Origin of the sequence: Streptomyces sp. NBC_00466, assembly GCF_041433995.1 — a bacterium.
Lineage (GTDB): Bacteria > Actinomycetota > Actinomycetes > Streptomycetales > Streptomycetaceae > Streptomyces.
The window spans coordinates 1-16,805 of sequence record NZ_CP107896.1 but is presented as its reverse complement, the minus strand read 5'-3'; the positions used below and the strand labels follow the sequence as shown (position 1 = coordinate 16,805).

17 protein-coding genes are annotated in these 16,805 nt (G+C 70.5%); 9 read left to right on the top strand and 8 right to left on the bottom strand.

All coding sequences use genetic code 11. The features are described 5' to 3' along the window. Positions 1 to 4: 4 nt before the first annotated feature. From OG210_RS00085 to OG210_RS00055, 7 genes are all read right to left on the bottom strand, one after another. Positions 5 to 640: a condensation domain-containing protein gene (locus tag OG210_RS00085; RefSeq protein WP_371540116.1), complete on the bottom strand. Its 636-nt coding sequence runs from the start codon at positions 638 to 640 to the stop codon at positions 5 to 7. Continuing rightward, positions 552 to 824, bottom strand: a complete 273-nt coding sequence (locus tag OG210_RS00080) for a hypothetical protein (RefSeq protein WP_371534652.1) — start codon at positions 822 to 824, stop codon at positions 552 to 554. The genes OG210_RS00085 and OG210_RS00080 overlap by 89 nt, the downstream gene beginning before the upstream one ends. A gap of 201 nt (positions 825 to 1,025) precedes the next feature. Then, positions 1,026 to 2,258, bottom strand: a complete 1,233-nt coding sequence (gene efeB, locus OG210_RS00075; RefSeq protein WP_328333956.1) for an iron uptake transporter deferrochelatase/peroxidase subunit — start codon at positions 2,256 to 2,258, stop codon at positions 1,026 to 1,028. 103 nt (positions 2,259 to 2,361) lie between these two features. Then, positions 2,362 to 4,515, bottom strand: coding sequence for an iron uptake transporter permease EfeU (efeU, locus tag OG210_RS00070; RefSeq protein WP_371534650.1), 2,154 nt, complete (start codon positions 4,513 to 4,515; stop codon positions 2,362 to 2,364). A gap of 124 nt (positions 4,516 to 4,639) precedes the next feature. Then, entirely contained in the window at positions 4,640 to 5,722 is a 1,083-nt protein-coding gene (locus OG210_RS00065; RefSeq protein ID WP_328333960.1) for a phosphotriesterase-related protein, read from the bottom strand. Then, positions 5,719 to 6,732 (bottom strand): DMT family transporter, encoded by a 1,014-nt coding sequence (locus OG210_RS00060; protein ID WP_328333962.1) that lies wholly within the window; start codon positions 6,730 to 6,732, stop codon positions 5,719 to 5,721. Before OG210_RS00060 ends, OG210_RS00065 begins: the two co-directional genes overlap by 4 nt. Before the next feature lie 141 nt (positions 6,733 to 6,873). Then, on the bottom strand, positions 6,874 to 7,626 hold the full coding sequence (locus OG210_RS00055; RefSeq protein ID WP_328333964.1) for a glutamine amidotransferase: 753 nt from the start codon (positions 7,624 to 7,626) through the stop codon (positions 6,874 to 6,876). A 143-nt stretch (positions 7,627 to 7,769) separates the two neighbouring features. Between OG210_RS00055 and OG210_RS00050 the strand changes: the two genes are divergently transcribed. The 8 genes from OG210_RS00050 to OG210_RS00015 all read left to right on the top strand — a co-directional run bounded on the left by OG210_RS00050 (position 7,770) and on the right by OG210_RS00015 (position 14,897). Then, a complete protein-coding gene (locus OG210_RS00050; RefSeq protein WP_328333966.1) occupies positions 7,770 to 8,777 on the top strand; it encodes a LacI family DNA-binding transcriptional regulator in 1,008 nt (335 codons plus the stop codon). A gap of 42 nt (positions 8,778 to 8,819) precedes the next feature. After that, positions 8,820 to 9,932 carry a M20 family metallopeptidase gene (locus OG210_RS00045; RefSeq protein WP_328333968.1) on the top strand — a complete coding sequence of 371 codons (1,113 nt, stop codon included), beginning with the start codon at positions 8,820 to 8,822 and terminating at the stop codon, positions 9,930 to 9,932. A 248-nt stretch (positions 9,933 to 10,180) separates the two neighbouring features. Continuing rightward, positions 10,181 to 12,169: a choice-of-anchor P family protein gene (locus tag OG210_RS00040; RefSeq protein ID WP_328333970.1), complete on the top strand. Its 1,989-nt coding sequence runs from the start codon at positions 10,181 to 10,183 to the stop codon at positions 12,167 to 12,169. A gap of 11 nt (positions 12,170 to 12,180) precedes the next feature. After that, on the top strand, positions 12,181 to 12,510 hold the full coding sequence (locus tag OG210_RS00035; protein ID WP_328333972.1) for a hypothetical protein: 330 nt from the start codon (positions 12,181 to 12,183) through the stop codon (positions 12,508 to 12,510). A gap of 262 nt (positions 12,511 to 12,772) precedes the next feature. Further along, on the top strand, positions 12,773 to 13,093 hold the full coding sequence (locus OG210_RS00030; protein ID WP_328333974.1) for a carboxymuconolactone decarboxylase family protein: 321 nt from the start codon (positions 12,773 to 12,775) through the stop codon (positions 13,091 to 13,093). Positions 13,094 to 13,138: 45 nt separating this feature from the next. Further along, complete coding sequence (locus OG210_RS00025) at positions 13,139 to 13,552, top strand: cupin domain-containing protein (RefSeq protein ID WP_328333976.1); 414 nt, start codon at positions 13,139 to 13,141, stop codon at positions 13,550 to 13,552. A gap of 122 nt (positions 13,553 to 13,674) precedes the next feature. Then, on the top strand, positions 13,675 to 13,959 hold the full coding sequence (locus tag OG210_RS00020; protein WP_328333978.1) for a cupin domain-containing protein: 285 nt from the start codon (positions 13,675 to 13,677) through the stop codon (positions 13,957 to 13,959). 89 nt (positions 13,960 to 14,048) lie between these two features. Continuing rightward, the gene (locus OG210_RS00015) at positions 14,049 to 14,897 is read left to right on the top strand and encodes an alpha/beta fold hydrolase (protein WP_328333980.1); all 849 of its coding nucleotides are present in this window, start codon (positions 14,049 to 14,051) and stop codon (positions 14,895 to 14,897) included. Between the two features lie 63 nt (positions 14,898 to 14,960). Here the strand turns inward: OG210_RS00015 and OG210_RS00010 are convergent, their stop codons facing one another. Then, entirely contained in the window at positions 14,961 to 15,713 is a 753-nt protein-coding gene (locus tag OG210_RS00010; RefSeq protein ID WP_328333982.1) for a TetR/AcrR family transcriptional regulator, read from the bottom strand. Between the two features lie 91 nt (positions 15,714 to 15,804). Between OG210_RS00010 and OG210_RS00005 the strand changes: the two genes are divergently transcribed. Then, positions 15,805 to 16,677: an SDR family oxidoreductase gene (locus OG210_RS00005; protein WP_328333984.1), complete on the top strand. Its 873-nt coding sequence runs from the start codon at positions 15,805 to 15,807 to the stop codon at positions 16,675 to 16,677. Positions 16,678 to 16,805: the final 128 nt, after the last annotated feature.

The window sequence follows — 16,805 nt, the reverse complement described above, 5'->3', positions numbered from 1 at the left end:
CTTCTCATCCCAGGGCGACCTCGGGGGTGTTCGCCATCCGGTGCAGGTAGATGCCCACGGCGCCGATGAGCAGGGCGGGCAGGGCGACGCCCGACGTACGCGCCAGTACCCGGAGCGACCGCATGACACCGGGAGGGGTCACACCGGTCCGGCGATGCGTGGAGTGGGACGCCGGTGCCGTCCGGCCGGTCAGCGTCACACCCTCCGGTACGTCGGCCATCTGCTCGGCCCAGTACGCCTGGTCACGCCGGAAGTGTTCGCTCTCACGGTACGACGCGTCGTCGGCGAGTACGTCGTCGAGCGACGCGAACGGAGTGGGCGGGGCCTCCCGCCCGTCCTCCAGCGCGGTGTAGATCTCCGTCAGGCGGTCCAGCCACCGGGCGTACCCCAGGAAGTCCAGGGTGATGTGGTGCGTGCGCAGGTAGAGCAGGGTCCTGTCGTCGCCGACCGGGAGGGCGGTGATCACGATGGACACGGGCTCGTTCTGCAGATCCACCGCACGCGCCGCGTCACTGCGCATCCACGCCTCGGCCGCCGCCGCAGGATCGGGCTCATCCCGCAGATCGACCACAGGCAGCCGGTGGTCGCGCGGAGGTTCGACGGCCTGCCGTGGTCCGGCTTCGTCCTGACGGAACCGCAGACGCGCGGATCCGGGTCTCGGCCATCACCTGGTTGAACGCCTTCTCCAGGAACGCAAGCCGTAAGGGCCCCCGGATGTCCAGGTAGTCGACCAGATTCTGGTCCGGGTTCTTCGGATCGATCGCCTGCGCGTACCAGATGCCCTCCTGGGCGGCGGTCAGCGGTCTCCAGTTGAGGCTCGACATATGTACCGCTCCGGATCAGTTGCTCTGTCCCGCGTCGACCAGCCTCTTCCGGCGCATACCGGTGCGGGCCGTCGCGGACCCCGGCGCCTGTGCGCAGGCTTGCGGCGTACGGCGGGGCAGCATCCGGCGGGTCGACGACGTAAGTACTTCACATGACGGGCTCCGAGGCCGGGCGGTTCCCCCGGAGCCCGTACGGTGCCGTCAGGTGAGCAGCCGACGTGCGTACCAGTCCCGGGAGTTGAGCACTCCGGGGAGGGTGAAGAAGTAGCCGCCGCCGAAGGGCTGGACGTAGTCCACGAGGGGTTCGTCGATCAGACGCTGCTGGACCTGTTCGAACTGGCGGTGCAGGTCCTGCTGGTAACACGCGAAGATGTGCCCGCACTGCACGTTGCCGTTCTCGTCCATTCCCAGGTCGTAGTTGTACGAGCGGCGCAGCAGGCGCTGGCTGCTTGTGGAGTGTGTGCGCGGGTTCGCCAGCCGGATGTGGGAGTTGAGCGGAATCACCTGGCCGTGCGGGTCCTTGGCGTAGTCGGGGACGTCGGTCTCCGCGTTGCCGTCCAGCGGGGCGCCGCTGTCCCGGCGGCGGCCGAACATCATCTCCTGCTCGTTGATCGAGACCCGGTCCCAGAACTCCACGAGCATCCGGATCAGCCGGACGACCTGGTAGGTACCGCCCTGCGCCCAGGCGGGCTCGGCCGGGTCGTCCACCCACACCAGGCCCTGTGCCGTCGCGGGGGCGGGGTTCGCGGTGCCGTCCTTGAAGCCGAGCAGGTTGCGAGGGGCGCCGGAGGGGCGCGGCGGCGATCCGTACCCTTCCATCTTCCAGCGCAGCTGCATGCCGCCCCGGGTGTGCTTGGTCAGGTCGCGGATCGCGTGGTGGAGGGTGTCGGGGTGGTTCGCGCAGAGCTGGAGCAGCAGATCACCGTGGCTCCAGCGGGCCTCGGGCGCATCGTTGGGGAAGGTCCGCATTGGGGTCAGGCGCAGCGGCTTGGCACGGGACAGGCCGTACCGGTCGTCGAAGAGGCTGGATCCGACGGCGAGGGTGACGGTCAGACCGTCGGCGGGGACATCGGGCCCCAGTACGTCGCTGTCCGAAGGAGGCTGGCTGACGCCCAGGTCCGGTGGGGTTCCGCCGGAGGTGAGGAAGCGGGCCCGCTCCGTGAGAGTACGCATCAGGTCGACCAGCTCCGGGCGCTTCGCCGCCGTCGCGTCGAACGCGGCGAAGGCGGAGAAGCGCTGCTGGTGCGGGGGGCCCGGGGTGAGGATGCCCGACTGATGGGCGCCGTGGAAGGGGTAGGACGACGCCTCGTGGGAGCTGTGGCCGCCGCTGTTCGCGTCGGCGCGGGCACCCGCGGCGAGAAGTCCGCCCGTCAGGGCGGTGCCGGCGGCTCCGGCGGCGCCGCCCTGTATGAACGTGCGTCGGCTGACGCCCATGGCAGGTCTCCTTGATCGGTCGTGACGGCGGAGCGGATAGCGGAAAGAGGTGGGGGACGCCCGGCGGATTTCGGTCCGGTTTCGTCCGGCGCGGACGCGCGCTTCAGCGGGAGATGGGCACCTCAAGGAGGTCGGGGACCGAGGCGAGGGTCTCCAGCACGGTGCCGATGCGGGCATCGACCTGCTGGCGCCGGGCCAGGGGCACGTCAGGGAACGGCTGCCAGCCGCTGCCGGTGCGGGTCGCCCGCAGCGCCGATTCCAGCGCGTCGAGCTGTGCGGCGGCGGTCGGCAGGAGCTTGGGCGAACGGGGCTTGATGAGTGGTGCCAGCTCGTCCAGGACCACCCGGGTCCCCTTGATGTCGGCCTCGGTTTCGGCGTACATGTCGCCGGAGCCCTGGTCGGCCGCGCCGGTCAGGCGGTCCCGCAGGGCGTCCTCCAGGATTTCGTGGGAGCGCACCGGGAGGTCGGTCGGGTCGACGGTGACCTGGGGAAGCTTCTTGCGCAACGTCGCGACGTCGGTCTCCAGCCGCTTGGCGACGGGCAGGAGTTCGCCGGTGCTGCCGTGGTGCCACAAGCCGTATTCCAGGCGGTGCAGGCCGGTGAAGTTCTTGTCGTGGACGCCTCCGGGCAGCCCTTGGGGCAGGCCGTCGATGGCATCTCCCAGGTCCCCGAAGCTCCCGTAGGCGGCGCCGATTTCGTCCCAGGTGAGCTGGGCGGGCAGCCAGTCCTTGCGCGCGGTGTCCAAGTGGTGGCCGTCGATGTCGCGCCGGACCGCTGCGACCTGCTTGGCCAGGGTGGCCAGCTTGGGTGCGACGTAGGCGCGGTACTGGGCTGCCGCGGGCTTGAGTTCAGCCACGGACACCCGCTTGACGGCGACCGGGGCCTTGCCTCCGGAGCCGGACCCGGCGCCTATGGTCACGGTCTGTGAACTCGTCGTCCCCTTGCCCGACATCAGGCATTTGAAGGTGTACTCGCCGGCGCCGAGTGTGGCGCTCATCGAGCCGGTGGTGGCCGGCCCGAGCGTCTCGATCTCGGCGACGATGGCTCCCGAGGAGTTGTCGAGGTTGATCTCGCCTGCCCGCCCGGACCGGTTGACCACCTGGAACGTCTGCGTGCCGCTGTGCGCGGCGGACCACCCTGTGGCGCAGCCGGACGACGTCACGGTGACCCGCGTGCCGGCCGCGGCGCTGCCGCCCGATGGCAGGAACACCACGGCGCCCGTCGCCAGGAGAGCTGGCACCAGCACGATCACGGCCCCGACCGCCCACGGGCTGCGGCGGCTCAGGAAACCGGCGCGGTCGCGCGGGGCGGGGGAGTCGCCCGCGGGGACACTCTGCGCCTGCGGGGCAGGGGCGCCCGGAGCCTGTGTGCCGGCCGGCTGGCCGGCAGTCGCGGGAGAGGGATTCGCTTCCGGCGCTGGGCGGGCGGTCGCGGGGGAACGTGAGGCCCTGACGAACAGCGTGACAGCGACTGCCAGGTACACGGCCCACGCGACGACCTGGAGCACCGTCATCCGTGTGGTGAGCTCGGTCACGCCGGTGATGAGAGTGACCCACCACGAGCTGGTCGGGATCGTCCCGCTGACGTCGAACGCCAGCCAGGTGCGGCCGGGGAGCAGGCCGGCGTTCTGCAGCTCGCCGAGGCCGTACGCCAGCACGCCCGCGGTGATCACGAGCAGCGCGAGGGCCGTACGGGAGAAGAACACACCCAGGTTGATGCGGATCGCCCGGCGGAACAGCAGCCAGCACACCAGGCAGGCGAGCGCCAGCCCCAGTCCGGCTCCGACGAGCGGGGACACCGTCTCGCCGGAGGCCCGGGCAGCCGTCCACAGGAACAGAGTGGTCTCCAGGCCCTCCCTGCCCACGGCGAGGAAGGCCGTGGCGGCGAGTGCGCCCGCCCCCACCTGTGAGGCGGCCGCCACCTTGGAGCGCAGCTCGCCCGACAGGCTCGCGGCGGTCTTCCGCATCCAGAAGACCATCCCGGTCACCAGGATCACCGCCAGGACACTGAGCAGGCCGCCCACTGTCTCCTGGCCGCTGCTGGAGAGCACATCGGTGGAGAACGTCAGCACCGTCGCGAAGCTCGCCGCGACGGCCACCGCCCCGACCACGCCCAGCCACACGGGCGCGGTGGACGTACGGCGGCCCTCGCCCGCGGTACGGCGCAGCGCGGCCAGCAGGATACTGATCACCAGTCCCGCTTCAAGTCCCTCCCGCAACCCGATCAGCAGGTTGGGGAACGCGTCAGCCCAAGTCATAGAAGTAAGGTAAGCCATGCCTCAGATGTGATGGCCTTGGCCCCCTCGTACGTGGACTCGGCGCTCTCGTACGAGGACTCGGCCCCCTTGTATGTGGACTCGGCCCCCGTTGATCCGGCCGGTCTCACGGCCGGTCGCACCGGCGCTGCGAGGGGCCGGTGAGCATCCGGGCGGGGTTCTGCCGGGTGAGGGTGTCGATCAGATCGCGGTCGATCCCCCGTGCGACGAGCATTTCGGCGAAGACGGTGGGCACATGGATGAGCCCGTTGCCACCGTGCTGGGTCCACATCTGCTTGAGGAAGAGGTCGTGGCTGAGCAGGAGTTGGCCGCCGTAGCCGTGGTCGATGTGGCGGGCGACGGCGTCCGCGGTGGCGGTGGACGCGGGCGACTCGCCCTCCTTGGGGAACGTGACGTCCATACCGATCATGTCGAATTCGAGCCATACACCGCGATCCGCCACCGAGCGCTGGTAGTCGACGTCGGAGCCGGAGGGATCCATGTGTGCGAGGACGACCTTCGCCGGTTCGACGCCGATCTCGCCGAGCACGACGTCGAGCACTTCGTGCGCCCGCCGTTGCCAGCCGGGCAGGTGGACCATCAACGGAACGGACGGGTGGTCGAGCTGGGCGAGAGCTGCCGCCCGGAGCGATCCGTGCTCGGCCGCGGTGAACTGGGGGGACACCCCGATCTCGCCGATGACGCCGGGCCGGATGCCGGAATCCCCGACACCGTTGGTGAGCTCGTTCCCGATCGCGGCCGCCTGCTGGTCGACCGTGCCGGCCGGGGTCCGCGCGGCCTCGAACTTCTCCAGGTAGGCGCCGCAGCCCATGATGATGTTGAGGCCGCTGCGCCGCGCGAGGTCGAGGAGGCGTTGCGGGTCGCGTCCGATGGCGGAGCTGGAGGTCACGTCGACGATCGTGCGCCCGCCGATGGCCTGGAAGGCAGCCGCCTCACGGTGCACGTCCTCGACCGGCTTGGCGGCGATGTTGTCGGCGCAGCAGTAGGGGTCGTGCCGCAGCGCCCAGGCGGACGAGGCGCTGACCTGCTCGTCCTTGAGTGCGGCGGAGAACGGGTAGCTCGGTTTGTCCAGAACGCCCGAGAGGTTGTTGAACAGGTGCTCGTGGGGCAGTACGAGGCCCAGTTCGGCCGCGGGCACGGCTCCGGCCACAGTCTGTACGTACGGTCGCTCGCCCGTGCGCCCGGTCATGATGTCCGCACCGAGGGCGTGGAGCGGGAGGGGATCATGCCGATACCTGCCGCGACGAGGGCGATGACGGTGCCCAGGACGGTCACGGCGTGCAGGGGCTGGCCGACGGAGGGGCTGATCACATCGAGGATCAGCGAACCGACCAACTGGCCGGCGATCGAGGCCAGTCCCAGCAGGAGCAGGCCGAGACCCCGTACGAGCAGCGCCATGAGGGCGATGGAGAGCAGGCCGAGCACACCGCCCGAGTACATCCACCAGGTGCTGGGGAGCGTGAAGCTCACCGAGCCGGTGGAGGCGCGCACCAGCAGACCGATCCCGAGGACGACGAATCCGACGAGGAAGTTGAGGCCGATCGAGACCAGCATGGATCCGCTGCCCTGAGCCACGGCCGAGTTGCCCGCGGGCTGCCAGCCGGCGAGCAGTCCGGCGGCGAACGGCAGGACCGCGAGCGCGATGGTTCCGGGTACCTGGAAGTTCGGCGATATCGCGACGGCCGTCGCGGCGATCGCGAGGAGGGCGCCCAGTCCGCGGGGAAGCGTGATCGGCTGCTTGACCGTGGACGTCGCCCCGAAACGGTCGCAGACCACGCCCGAGATGACGAGCCCGGAGATCAGCGCGATCTGGAAGACGGCCACACCGAGGGTGCCCACCGTGACGCCTTCGGAGAGTACGACGGCGGCGCCGCACAGGCCGGCGACACAGTTCCACCAGGGAATGGTGCCGTCGCGGAGCAGGCGGGGGAGGCTCAGCGCCTGCCGGCGGGTGGTCGGGCGGGCGAACACGATGACGGCCATCAGGATCAGGCCGGTTCCGAAGGAGATGACGGCTGCGGCGTTTCCGTCGTTGATGTTCTTGCCCAGAGCGCCGTTGACGGTGGACTGCAGGGGGCTGAGCAGCCCGGCCAGCACGGTGGCCAGGACCAGTACCGCCGTGGTGGTTCGGCGGGCGGTCCGCGCGGGTGCCGTGGACACGGTGTCCGGTTCGGGTCCTGCGGTGTTGAGGCTTGTCATCGTGTATTCGCTCTCCTTTGAGCCAGTATGTCCGACGGGACCGATGCAATCTCTGGGCGTGTGGGCTGTTTCATAGCGGCCGTTGCGGCCTTGTCGGCCCGGCGGGCGGGGGAGCCCGACGGGCCCGGCACGTCGGTGGGGTCAGTCCGGGTCGCCGGCGAGCCAGGTGACGGCCTGGTCGAAGAGCCGCTGGTAGCCCTTCCACTCGATGAACTCGGCCGGGGCCCAGTGCGGTGAGATGTCCGAAGCGAAGGCGAGCGTGCGTCCGGCGCCTTCCTCACGGACCGCGAGCAGGGGGCGCGATTCGATCGTGGCGAGCACGCGCGCGTCCGGCTTCGCGGTGAGCCGCTGGTAGCCGAGGAGGATCGGCCACTCGGGCGCCAGCCCGGCTGTGACCTCGTGCGTTTCCCCGGTGAGTTCGCCGCCTACGCCTTCGGGGCACTCCACGCGGTCGTCGTACGGGAGGATCTCCACCGGCAGGATGTCCTCGATCGGAGTGGCGTGGTAGTTGGCCTTGGCCTGGAAGCCCTGGAAGCTCAGATAGCCACCGGCCATGGCGAGGCCACCGCCCTGCCGGACCCACTGCGCGAGGAGCTTGAGCCGGTTGGGGAACGGGCGCCCCTGTGCGAACACCTGCGGGTGGAGCAGCAGCGAATTGGCGCCAATGTCCGACAGGATCACCACGTCATAGGCGTCGAGCTTCTCCAGGGTCTCCGGGAACTGGGTCGCCACATCGTGCGAGAGCAGATGCGTGACCTCGTGGCCCGCACCCCGCAGGGCCTGGAGCAGCGGGGTGACGCCCACCTCCAGCTGGGCGTGGGGGAAGGCGTCGTAGCCCTTGAAGTCGGTGGATGCGTTGATCCAGGACTCGCCTGCGATGAGTACGCGGCTCACACGTACCTCCTTCTGGTGATCTTGCGCAATATGAATCTTGCGCAATGTTGCGCTGGTTTTGCGCAACAATAGAAGCGAGTCGATGCGCCGTCAATGCCCAACTGATCGCGCACTAGACTGCGGACAAGGCGAGGGAGGTTCGGATGACGTTGACCAGCGTTGCGCAACATGCGCAGGTGTCGGCATCGACGGTGTCGCGGTACTTGCGCGGGCAGCTGAAGGTGCAGCCGGAGACAGCGGCTCGGATCGATGCCGCCGTACGCGAGCTGAACTACGAGGTACCGGCCGCGGCCCCGTCCGCTCCACGCGCCGGCCGCCCGGTGATCGCACTGGTCGTGCCGGACCTGATCAACCCCTTCTTCGCTGAACTGGCCGAAGAGGTCGCCGCCGCGGCTGCCGTCAGCGGAGTGGCGCTCGTCGTGGGGATCACCGGCCAGCAGGCCCGCCGCGAGTCGCTCTTCAGTGACTTCGCCGCCTCGACCGAGGCCATCGACGGGCTGATCTACGTCGGGATGCACCGCCAGAACCCCCGGCTGACCCGGGCGATCGCCGAAGGGCTGCCCGTGGTCCTCCTGGACGAGGAGGTCGCCAGTCCGGCCGAGGTCGACACCATCGCCGTCGACAACTACAGCGGCGCCTACCAGGCGACGGCCTATCTCGCGCAGCTCGGGCACCGGCGCATCATGCACATCGCCGGACCACGCGAGCTGTCCACCACCCGTGACCGGCTGCGCGGCTACCGGGATGCCATGGATCACGCCGGACTGGATGTCGACGAGGACCTCGTCCTGCACGGCCCGTACACGGAGCAGTTCGGCGCCAGTACGTTCCCCTACCTCGCGCGCGCCGCACAACCGCCGACAGCGGCCTTCGTGGGCAGTGACATCGTCGCGGTCGGCATCCTCGGCGCGGCGGAACTGCACGGGCTGCGCATCCCCGAAGACCTCTCCGTCATCGGCTGCGACGGCATCCGTGTCGGCGAGTGGCTGCGCCCCAAACTCACCACTCTGCAGCAGCCCGTCGCCGACCTCGCGCGTTCGGCGCTGGAAGTGGTCCAGAACCGGATCGAAGCCCCGGACGGCGCCCGGGTGGCGAAGTCCTTCCCCCTGCACCTCGTGATCCGCGGCTCCGCGGTTCCCCCGCAGCACTGACATCCGCGGTTCCCCCCCGCAGCACTGACAGGAGATCCCCGCGTGCTCGACCCCGTATCGCTGACACAGCAGCTCGTCCGACTGGACACCAGGGCCGGGAACGAGAAGTCCGCCGCCGGACTCCTCGCTCCGATCCTCACCGACGCCGGCTTCAGTGTGCGGACCGACGAGCCGGAGCCCGGCCGGGTCAATCTCGTCGCCCGCTACGGCACCCGCACCCCGGTCACCCTGACCGGGCATCTGGACACCGTCCCCGCCGACGCCTCCGGCTGGTCCTTCGATCCGCTGAGCGGCGACATCCACGGTGACCGGCTCCGCGGGCGCGGCAGCAGCGACATGAAGGCGGGTGTGGCGTGCATGGTGGCTGCCGCGGCCCACCGGGTCTCGACCCACCCCGACGGGACCGACGTACAACTCGTCCTCACCTTCGGCGAGGAGACCGGCTGCGAGGGAGCGGCCCGGCTGGAGGGCCTGACGCCGAGTCCGGTGCTGCTGGTCGCCGAACCCACCGCGAACAAGATCGTCCTCGGGCACAAGGGTGTTCTGTGGCTGCGGCTCACCGCCGAAGGCCGCAGCGCGCACGGATCCCGGCCCGAACTCGGCGACAACGCACTGGCCAGGCTCGCCGCGGCGGCGGTCCGGATCCACGAGTACAAGGACTGGCCGCGCAGCGCGACACACGGTGCGGCCACCGTCAACGTGGGTACGTTCCACGCCGGGGTCCAGCCCAATCTCGTCCCCGACCACGCCGAGTTGATGGTCGATATCCGTACCATTCCGGGGTTCGGCTCCGACGACGCGCTCCTGGCGGTCGAGCGGCTCGCCGGCCCGGGGACCAGGATCGAGCGAGTGCTCGACCTGAACGGCGTGGCCACCGACCCCGCCACCGCCCTCGTCCGTGACCTCGCCGATGTCCTGCGCCCCGCGGACGCCGGCGGGCGACCGGAGTACGCGACCTACTTCACCGACGCGTCGGTGCTGGCCGGGAAGCTGGACGCCCGTGCGGTCGTCATCTACGGCCCGGGCGATCCCGACCAGGCGCACGTCACGGATGAGACCTGCGCCGTGGCCGCGATCCCCGAGGCGGCCGAGGCCATCCACCGGCTGCTCGCGTCCTGGAGCGAAATGGCTGACGGCGCGTCACGTTTGCGCTGAGGAAGGCCTGTCCGGAGCTGGTCGCCGCAGGCCCGCAGGCCCGCTGGACCGCGCTGCCGAACTGCGGTTCCCGTACCGGTCGTTGGTGAGGCGCGCCGCGTACGGCAGCCCCTGGGCAGCGCGGGGGTCCGCCGCTAGACTGCCCCGTTGGCATGTACAGCACTGGCTCTGTACACCACTGGCCTTCTACACCACGGCGGTTCCGCGCTGTCCACCGCGCACAGCCGCCGGTCCTCGGGGGGATTCGGGTGAAGCGTCCGACCACATGGCTGCGCGGGAAAATCTTCGCGGCCCTTCTCTGCCTTGTCGCCGGGCTGCTCGGCGTGGGCGCGGCCGCGAGTACGGCCTACGCCGCGACGACCAACCCGAACCCGATCGACTGGAAGGTGGAGAAGCTCTTCTACGACCAGTACGGTCACGACGTCCCGCTCCGCACCGGCCAGGAGGACTACAACGATCCGTCCGACCCGCCGCCGCTCGACGGCTTCGGGCGGGTGCACATCGAGGCGTCCGACGGCGGCCACGGCGCGGTCCCGCCGTCCACGGACATCCAGGACACCATCGGCACCCCGGCGAACTGCATACCCGGCGCCGATGCCCGGGTGCGCTGCCTGAACCCGGAGACCAACCTCTTCGTGGTGTACAGCCCGGTCCTCGACCCCCGCTCCGGTGACGCGTACGCCTTCGGCATCATCACCGCCTTCTACATGCTGCCGTGCATCGCGCCGTCGGACGCCGGTCCCCGGCTCGAGTGCGGCGGCGGCCCGCCCGTACCGGCCGCGGCGACGACCCTCACGTACACCGGGCCCCGCCACGGCACCAACGGCAGCCCGCTGACGCTCTCCGCCTCCCTCGTCGACGACCTCGGGATCCCCGTCGCGGGCAAGACGCTGCACTTCCGCGTCGGGTCGGGCGACGGTGCGCAGTCCTGCGACGGCACGACAGGCGCGGCGGGTACAGCTCGCTGCACCATCGGTCAACTGCACCAGCCCACCGGGTCGGTTGCGGTGGCGGTGAGTTTCGCGGGCGACGACGGATTCAAGGCCTCGTCGACCTCCTCCACGGTGGTGCCCACCTCGCCGACGAAGCTCTCGTACACCGGACCCGCGCACGCCGTCAACGGCAGCCCGCTGAAGCTCTCCGCCACGCTCTCCGACTACACGGGCAGCCCCGTCACCGGCCGGACCGTCCACTTCCGTATCGGCTCGGGCGACGCCGCACAGTCCTGCGACGGTACGACGGGTACGACCGGAGGCGCCGACTGCACCATCAACTCCCTGCGCCAGCCGCCCACTTCGGTCCCGGTCGCGGTGAGCTTCGCGGGTGACTCCGGTTACGAGGCCTCATCGGCGACCGCCACGGTGGCGGTCCAGTCGCCGACGACGCTCAAGTACACCGGGCCCGCCCGCATCGCCAACGGCAAGGACGTCCGGCTCTCGGGCGAGCTCGACGACTACCTCGGCGCACCGGTCACCGGCAGGTCCGTGCACTTCGCCCTCGGTACGGGGGCCACCGCGCAGTCCTGCGACGCCACCACCGACAGCGCCGGAGCCGCACGGTGCACCATCGGCGTGACCGGCCAGCCGCTCAACGCCGCGGCGACCGTGCCGCTGCACGCGGCCTTCGCCGGGGACGCCAACTACCTGAAGTCCAGCGCCGACGCGTCCCTGCTCCTCCAGTACTACACCGGCCGTGCCTTCGGTCTGTCGGCCCAGCTGGACCTGCCGCTCCTGCCGCCGGTCCACCTGCCCGACCAGCCGGACACCGGCCAGGTCAGGACAGCCGGGGCGACCACCGTGACGCCGCCCTGCACGGCCGCCGTGTCAGCGGTCGTCCTCGACGTCAAGGCGCTCTGCTCCGGTGTGACCACGACTCTCGATCCGGGCACCGCCACCGCCACCACGCACGTCGAATCGGCCTCGATCGGCCTCCCCGGAGTCCCCGTGATCGGTATCTCCGGGCTGACCGCGAGGGCAACCGCCCGCTGCGACGGCGCGACGGGCAGCGCCACCCTGACGGCGCTGACGATCGGCGGCGCGACCGTCACCGTACCGACGGCGCCGAACAGTACGATCAGCCTGCCCGGCGGTACCCGGCTGGTGATCAACGAGCAGACGCCGGTCGCCGGGGCCGACCACGGACTCACGGTCAACGCCGTTCACCTCGTGGTCGCCGGGGGCCTCGGGGATATCGTCATCGGATCGAGCACGAGCGCCGTCCACAACTGCGCTGAGTGAGGGCGGGAGCCATGGAGGCCGAGGAGACGCGGGACGCCTACGTGGAGCGTTTCCGCGTCCTCGCGCACGAGGGAATCGCCGAACTCTTCGTGCCGGGAAGCGTCGCCGGTCTGGCGGGTGGGCACCTTGAGCGCTTCGCCCTGGTGGAGAAGGGCGAGGAGGTACAGGCCGAAACGTCCTTCTCCTACCGCGACCTCCGCTTCCACTACACACGCGGGGTCTGGCCCCCGGACTTCCCGCTGGAGATCAAAGTCGCGCTCTACGTCGAGCACTTGAGGGAGCGCGTCCTCACCCGCCGCTACACGGTGGGAGCGGACGGCGGGGCTGACGTCCTGCTGTAGCAGGCGGGGAATCCTTCAGAATGCGGGCCGGCCGGTTGACCACCGGCCCCGGGGCCGTTTCGCCGGGCCTGAGGGGTGTCCTGTCAGTACGTGTCACGACAGTACCTTCCGCGCCCGGGTGACCTGCGGTTTCCTCGATGGCGAAGGCAGTCGGCCGCCATCCCGGTGCTGATCTCGGAGTGGCTGCGGCTGCCGGGCGGGCCGCTCTCACCGAGAGCGGATCTGCCGTGTACGTGTTCGCACCATCGCAAGGAGTCATCGCATGGCGAAGCAGTCCGCACCCCAGGAGCTGGCGCAGATCGCACCGAAGCTGGTCGAGGTCACGAACGACGTGCTGTTCGCCGACGTGTGGGAGCGCCCCGAGCTGTCCCCCCGCGACCGGAGCCTGGTCACGGTGAGTGTGCTGGCCGCGCTCTACCGCAGCGAGCAGCTCCCGTACCACCTGGGCAAGGCTCTGGAGAACGGGCTGAGCGTCGAGGAGCTGTCCGAGGCCATCACGCACTTGGCGTTCTACGCCGGCTGGCCCAACGCGATGACCGCGATCACGCTGCTGAAGAAGATCGCCGATGAGCAGCCCGCCTGACCGGCCCCGCTGCCCCGCGCCCCCTCTCGATCAAGGAAAGCTGCCATGGAACACATCACCTCCACCCCCACCGCCAAGGCCCCGGCCGAGCGCTTCACCGGCGACGTCTACCTCAACTCGATCGAGACGCCGTCCGACCCGGCCCGCCTCGTCGCGGCCCTGGTCCGCTTCACCCCCGGCGCCCGCACCAACTGGCACTCCCACGCCAAGGGCCAGACCCTCCACATCACCGACGGCGTCGGCCTGGTCGGCACCCGTGACGGCGATGTCGTGCTGGCCACCGCCGGTGAGACGGTCAAATGCCCGGCCGGCGAGGAACACTGGCACGGCGCCACCGACACCACGCTCATGGCCCATATCGCCATGCTCGTCGGCGACGAGAACAGCGACGGCACCAGCTGGCTGGAGCCGGTCACCGACGAGCAGTACACCGCGGCACTGAAGTCCGCCGGCCGCTGACCACCCTGGCCGGCCTGCGCCCCGCCCCACAGCTGTAGAGGCTGCCGGTTAGCCTGCCACCTGGAATGCTGCGGCCCACCGGGCCGCAGCGTCATGGGCAGCCGACGATGAGGAGTTACGTCATGACGACCACCGCCCGCGCGACACAGCAGCACGAGGACGAGCGGGTACGCGTCACCCGCTGGGACTTCGAGCCGGGCGAGAGCACCGGTCGCCATGTGCACGAACACGACTACGTAGTCGTGCCGGTCGTCGATGGCCGGACCAGCGTGATCACCCCCGACGGCACGGTCACCGCCTCGGAGCTGCGGGCGGGGGAGTCCTACGCACGCCCGGCCGGCGGCGAACACGAAGTCGTCAACGCCGGAACCTCACCACTGGCCTTCGTCGAGATCGAGCTGAAGTAACTCATGTGGCCGCACCGCCGCGCGACGCGGCCCGATGTCTCGCCGCCGCACCCCCGCGGCGCCGACGAGCGACGCCAGGGAGGCACGCGATGAGCCGCATCACCGTGAACGACGCCACGCTCCACTACGACGACCTCGGCCCGTCGAACGGGATTCCGGTCGTGCTGATCCACGGGCACCCGTTCGACCGCACGCTGTGGACCCCCCAGGCCCAAGCGCTCAGCGCGGCCGGGTACCGGGTGATCACCCCCGACCTGCGCGGTTACGGGGAGAGCAGCGTGACGCCCGGCAAGGTGCTCCTCGCCGATTTCGCCGACGACATCGCCGCCCTCCTGGACCGTCTGGGCATCGAACGCGCGGTGATCGGCGGTGTCTCCATGGGCGGCCAGATATGTATGGAGTTCTGCCGCAGCCACCTGGGGCGGGTACGGGCGCTCGTCCTGTCCGACACGTCGGCCCCCGCCGAGACCGACGAGGGCAAGGCGTTCCGCAACCGCCTCGCGGACCGGCTGCTCGCCGAGGGGATGGACGGTTACGCGGACGAGGTCATCGACAAGATGCTCGCTCCGTACAACGTCGCTGCTCTCCCGGACGTGGCCGCACACGTGCTCGGCCTGATGCGCGCCACCGATCCCCGTGGGGCTGCCGCGGCGCTGCGCGGCCGTGCCGAACGTCCCGACTACCGCGACACGCTCGTCACCGTCGCCGCCGCCGGTGTGCCCACACTGATCGTGGTCGGCGCGGACGACGTCTACACACCTGTCACCGAGGCCGAGGCGATCGGCGGGCTCGTTCCGTACGCCACGGTGAGCGTCATCGAAGGCGCCGGGCATCTGCCGGGCGCGGAACAGCCCGAGCGCTTCAACGCCGTGCTGCTCGACTTCCTCCGGACGCGGTTGTCCGAACCCGCCCAGGGGGACCGGCCCACGGCCTCCTGACGGCACTCAACCCCAGCAGGGACAAGCAGCGGCCAACGCATCGGGTGTACATGGCGCCTCGCCTCAGCCGTCCGAGGCGAGGCGCCCCAGCCACTCCCGCAGCAAGTGCTGCTCAGCGCCGCTGAGCGTCGTCTGTTCGGGCAGCGCCGCGCGCAGGGCGCGGGCGGCGCCGGCCGGGCCCCCGGTCTGCACAGCCGGCTTCTCGTTGGTGACGGCGGCGACCATGGACTCCCGCATCGTGGTCAACAGGGCCGGGTCGCGCCGGTCTTCGGGCTGGGACAGCCAGGTGAGCACCGCGCCGCGTGCCGTGGCGTGGATGAGCATGGCCGCGAGGTCCTCGTCGACCCGGAGCCAGCCGTCGGCCGCGAGCCGCTGGATGCGGCCCTTCAGAATCTTTATGCCGGCCCTGAAGGGGGCCGACTCGGCCCTGGTGGGCTCGCTGTACATCAGTGAGTAGAGGGCGGGGTTGGCCAGGCCGAACTCGACCGCCAGGTCCCAGCCGGCCCTCAGCCCCTCGATGGGATCCTGCGGGCCCGCGTCCGTGTTCCTGGCCTTCTTCGTCGCCAGGAACGAGGCGAAGCCGTACTCCGCGACCGCGTCGAGCAGCCCGGCCTTGTCGCCGAACAGCCGGTAGATGGCCGGTGGTTGCAGACCGGCCGCGACGGCGACCGCGCGGGTGGTGACCGCGTCGCGGCCCTCACGTGCCAGCAGGTCGGCCGCGGCTTCGATGACCCGCTGCCGGGGCTGCTCGCGGTCCGTGGCCGCGGTGTCGGACTCGTCGGCGGTGGCGCTGTCCCTGGTGGGCGGTGGTGGCATATATCAACGATACCTTCCAGGCGGTTCCCTCGGTAATATCGATGATACTGTGAAGTGGATTCCAGTGGAAACAGAGTGTGGGGAGTTCACCGTGATCATCGTTACCGGAGCCAATGGAAAGCTCGGACGCCGGATTGTCGAGAGCCTGCTGGAGCGTGTCCCGGCCGACCGGATCGGAGTGAGTGTCCGCGACCCGCAGAAGGCGCAGACGTTCGCCGACCGGGGGATACGGGTGCGGCACGGCAGCTTCACCGACCCGGAGAGCCTCGCCCATGCCTTCGAGGGTGTGTCCCAGGTGCTGATCGTCTCTGTCGACCGGATGGGCGAGGAGACCGTGAGGCAGCACCGTGCCGCGATCGACGGGGCCGTCGCCGCGGGCGCCCGCCGCATCCTCTACACCAGCCAGATCGGCGCCGGCGCCTCGTCCCACTTCCAGGCCTGCCGCGACCATGCTGCCACCGAGGAGGCGCTGCGCGCGTCCGGCGTGCCGTTCACGTCGTTGCGCAATGGCTTCTATGCCGCCAGCGGACTGCAACTGGCGGGCCACGGCCTGGAGTCCGGCCAGGTCGCGCTTCCCTCCGACGGTCCTGTCAGCTGGACCACGCACGCCGACCTCGCCGAGGCGGCCGCCGTCATCCTGGCCGACGAAGGCCGCTTCGACGGGCCCACACCGCCGCTCACCGCGGCGCAGGCGCTGACCTTCGCCGACCTGGCCCGCATCGCCGCGGAGGTCACGGGGCGCACCATCACGAGGACCACCGCACCCGACGAGCGGTTCCGGGAGCAGTTGACGGACGGCGGTGCCCCCGCCGAGGTGGCCGACCAGCTGCTGGGCATCTTCGCGGCCTCCCGAGCCGGTGAGTTCGCCGCCGTCGACCCGACACTCGCGACCCTGCTCGGCCGCGAGCCCATCTCCCTGACCACGTTCCTGCGCGAGCAGCTGTCCCCCAACGACGCCCGCTGACCACTTCCGCTCTGCGGCGACGCCGCCGCTCCGTAACATGGCCACCATGCCGGCCGTCTCAGCGTCACCGCATTTCCGCGCCGCCTACGACGACGCCCTCGCCCAGTGGCCATTCCCGGTGGACGGCG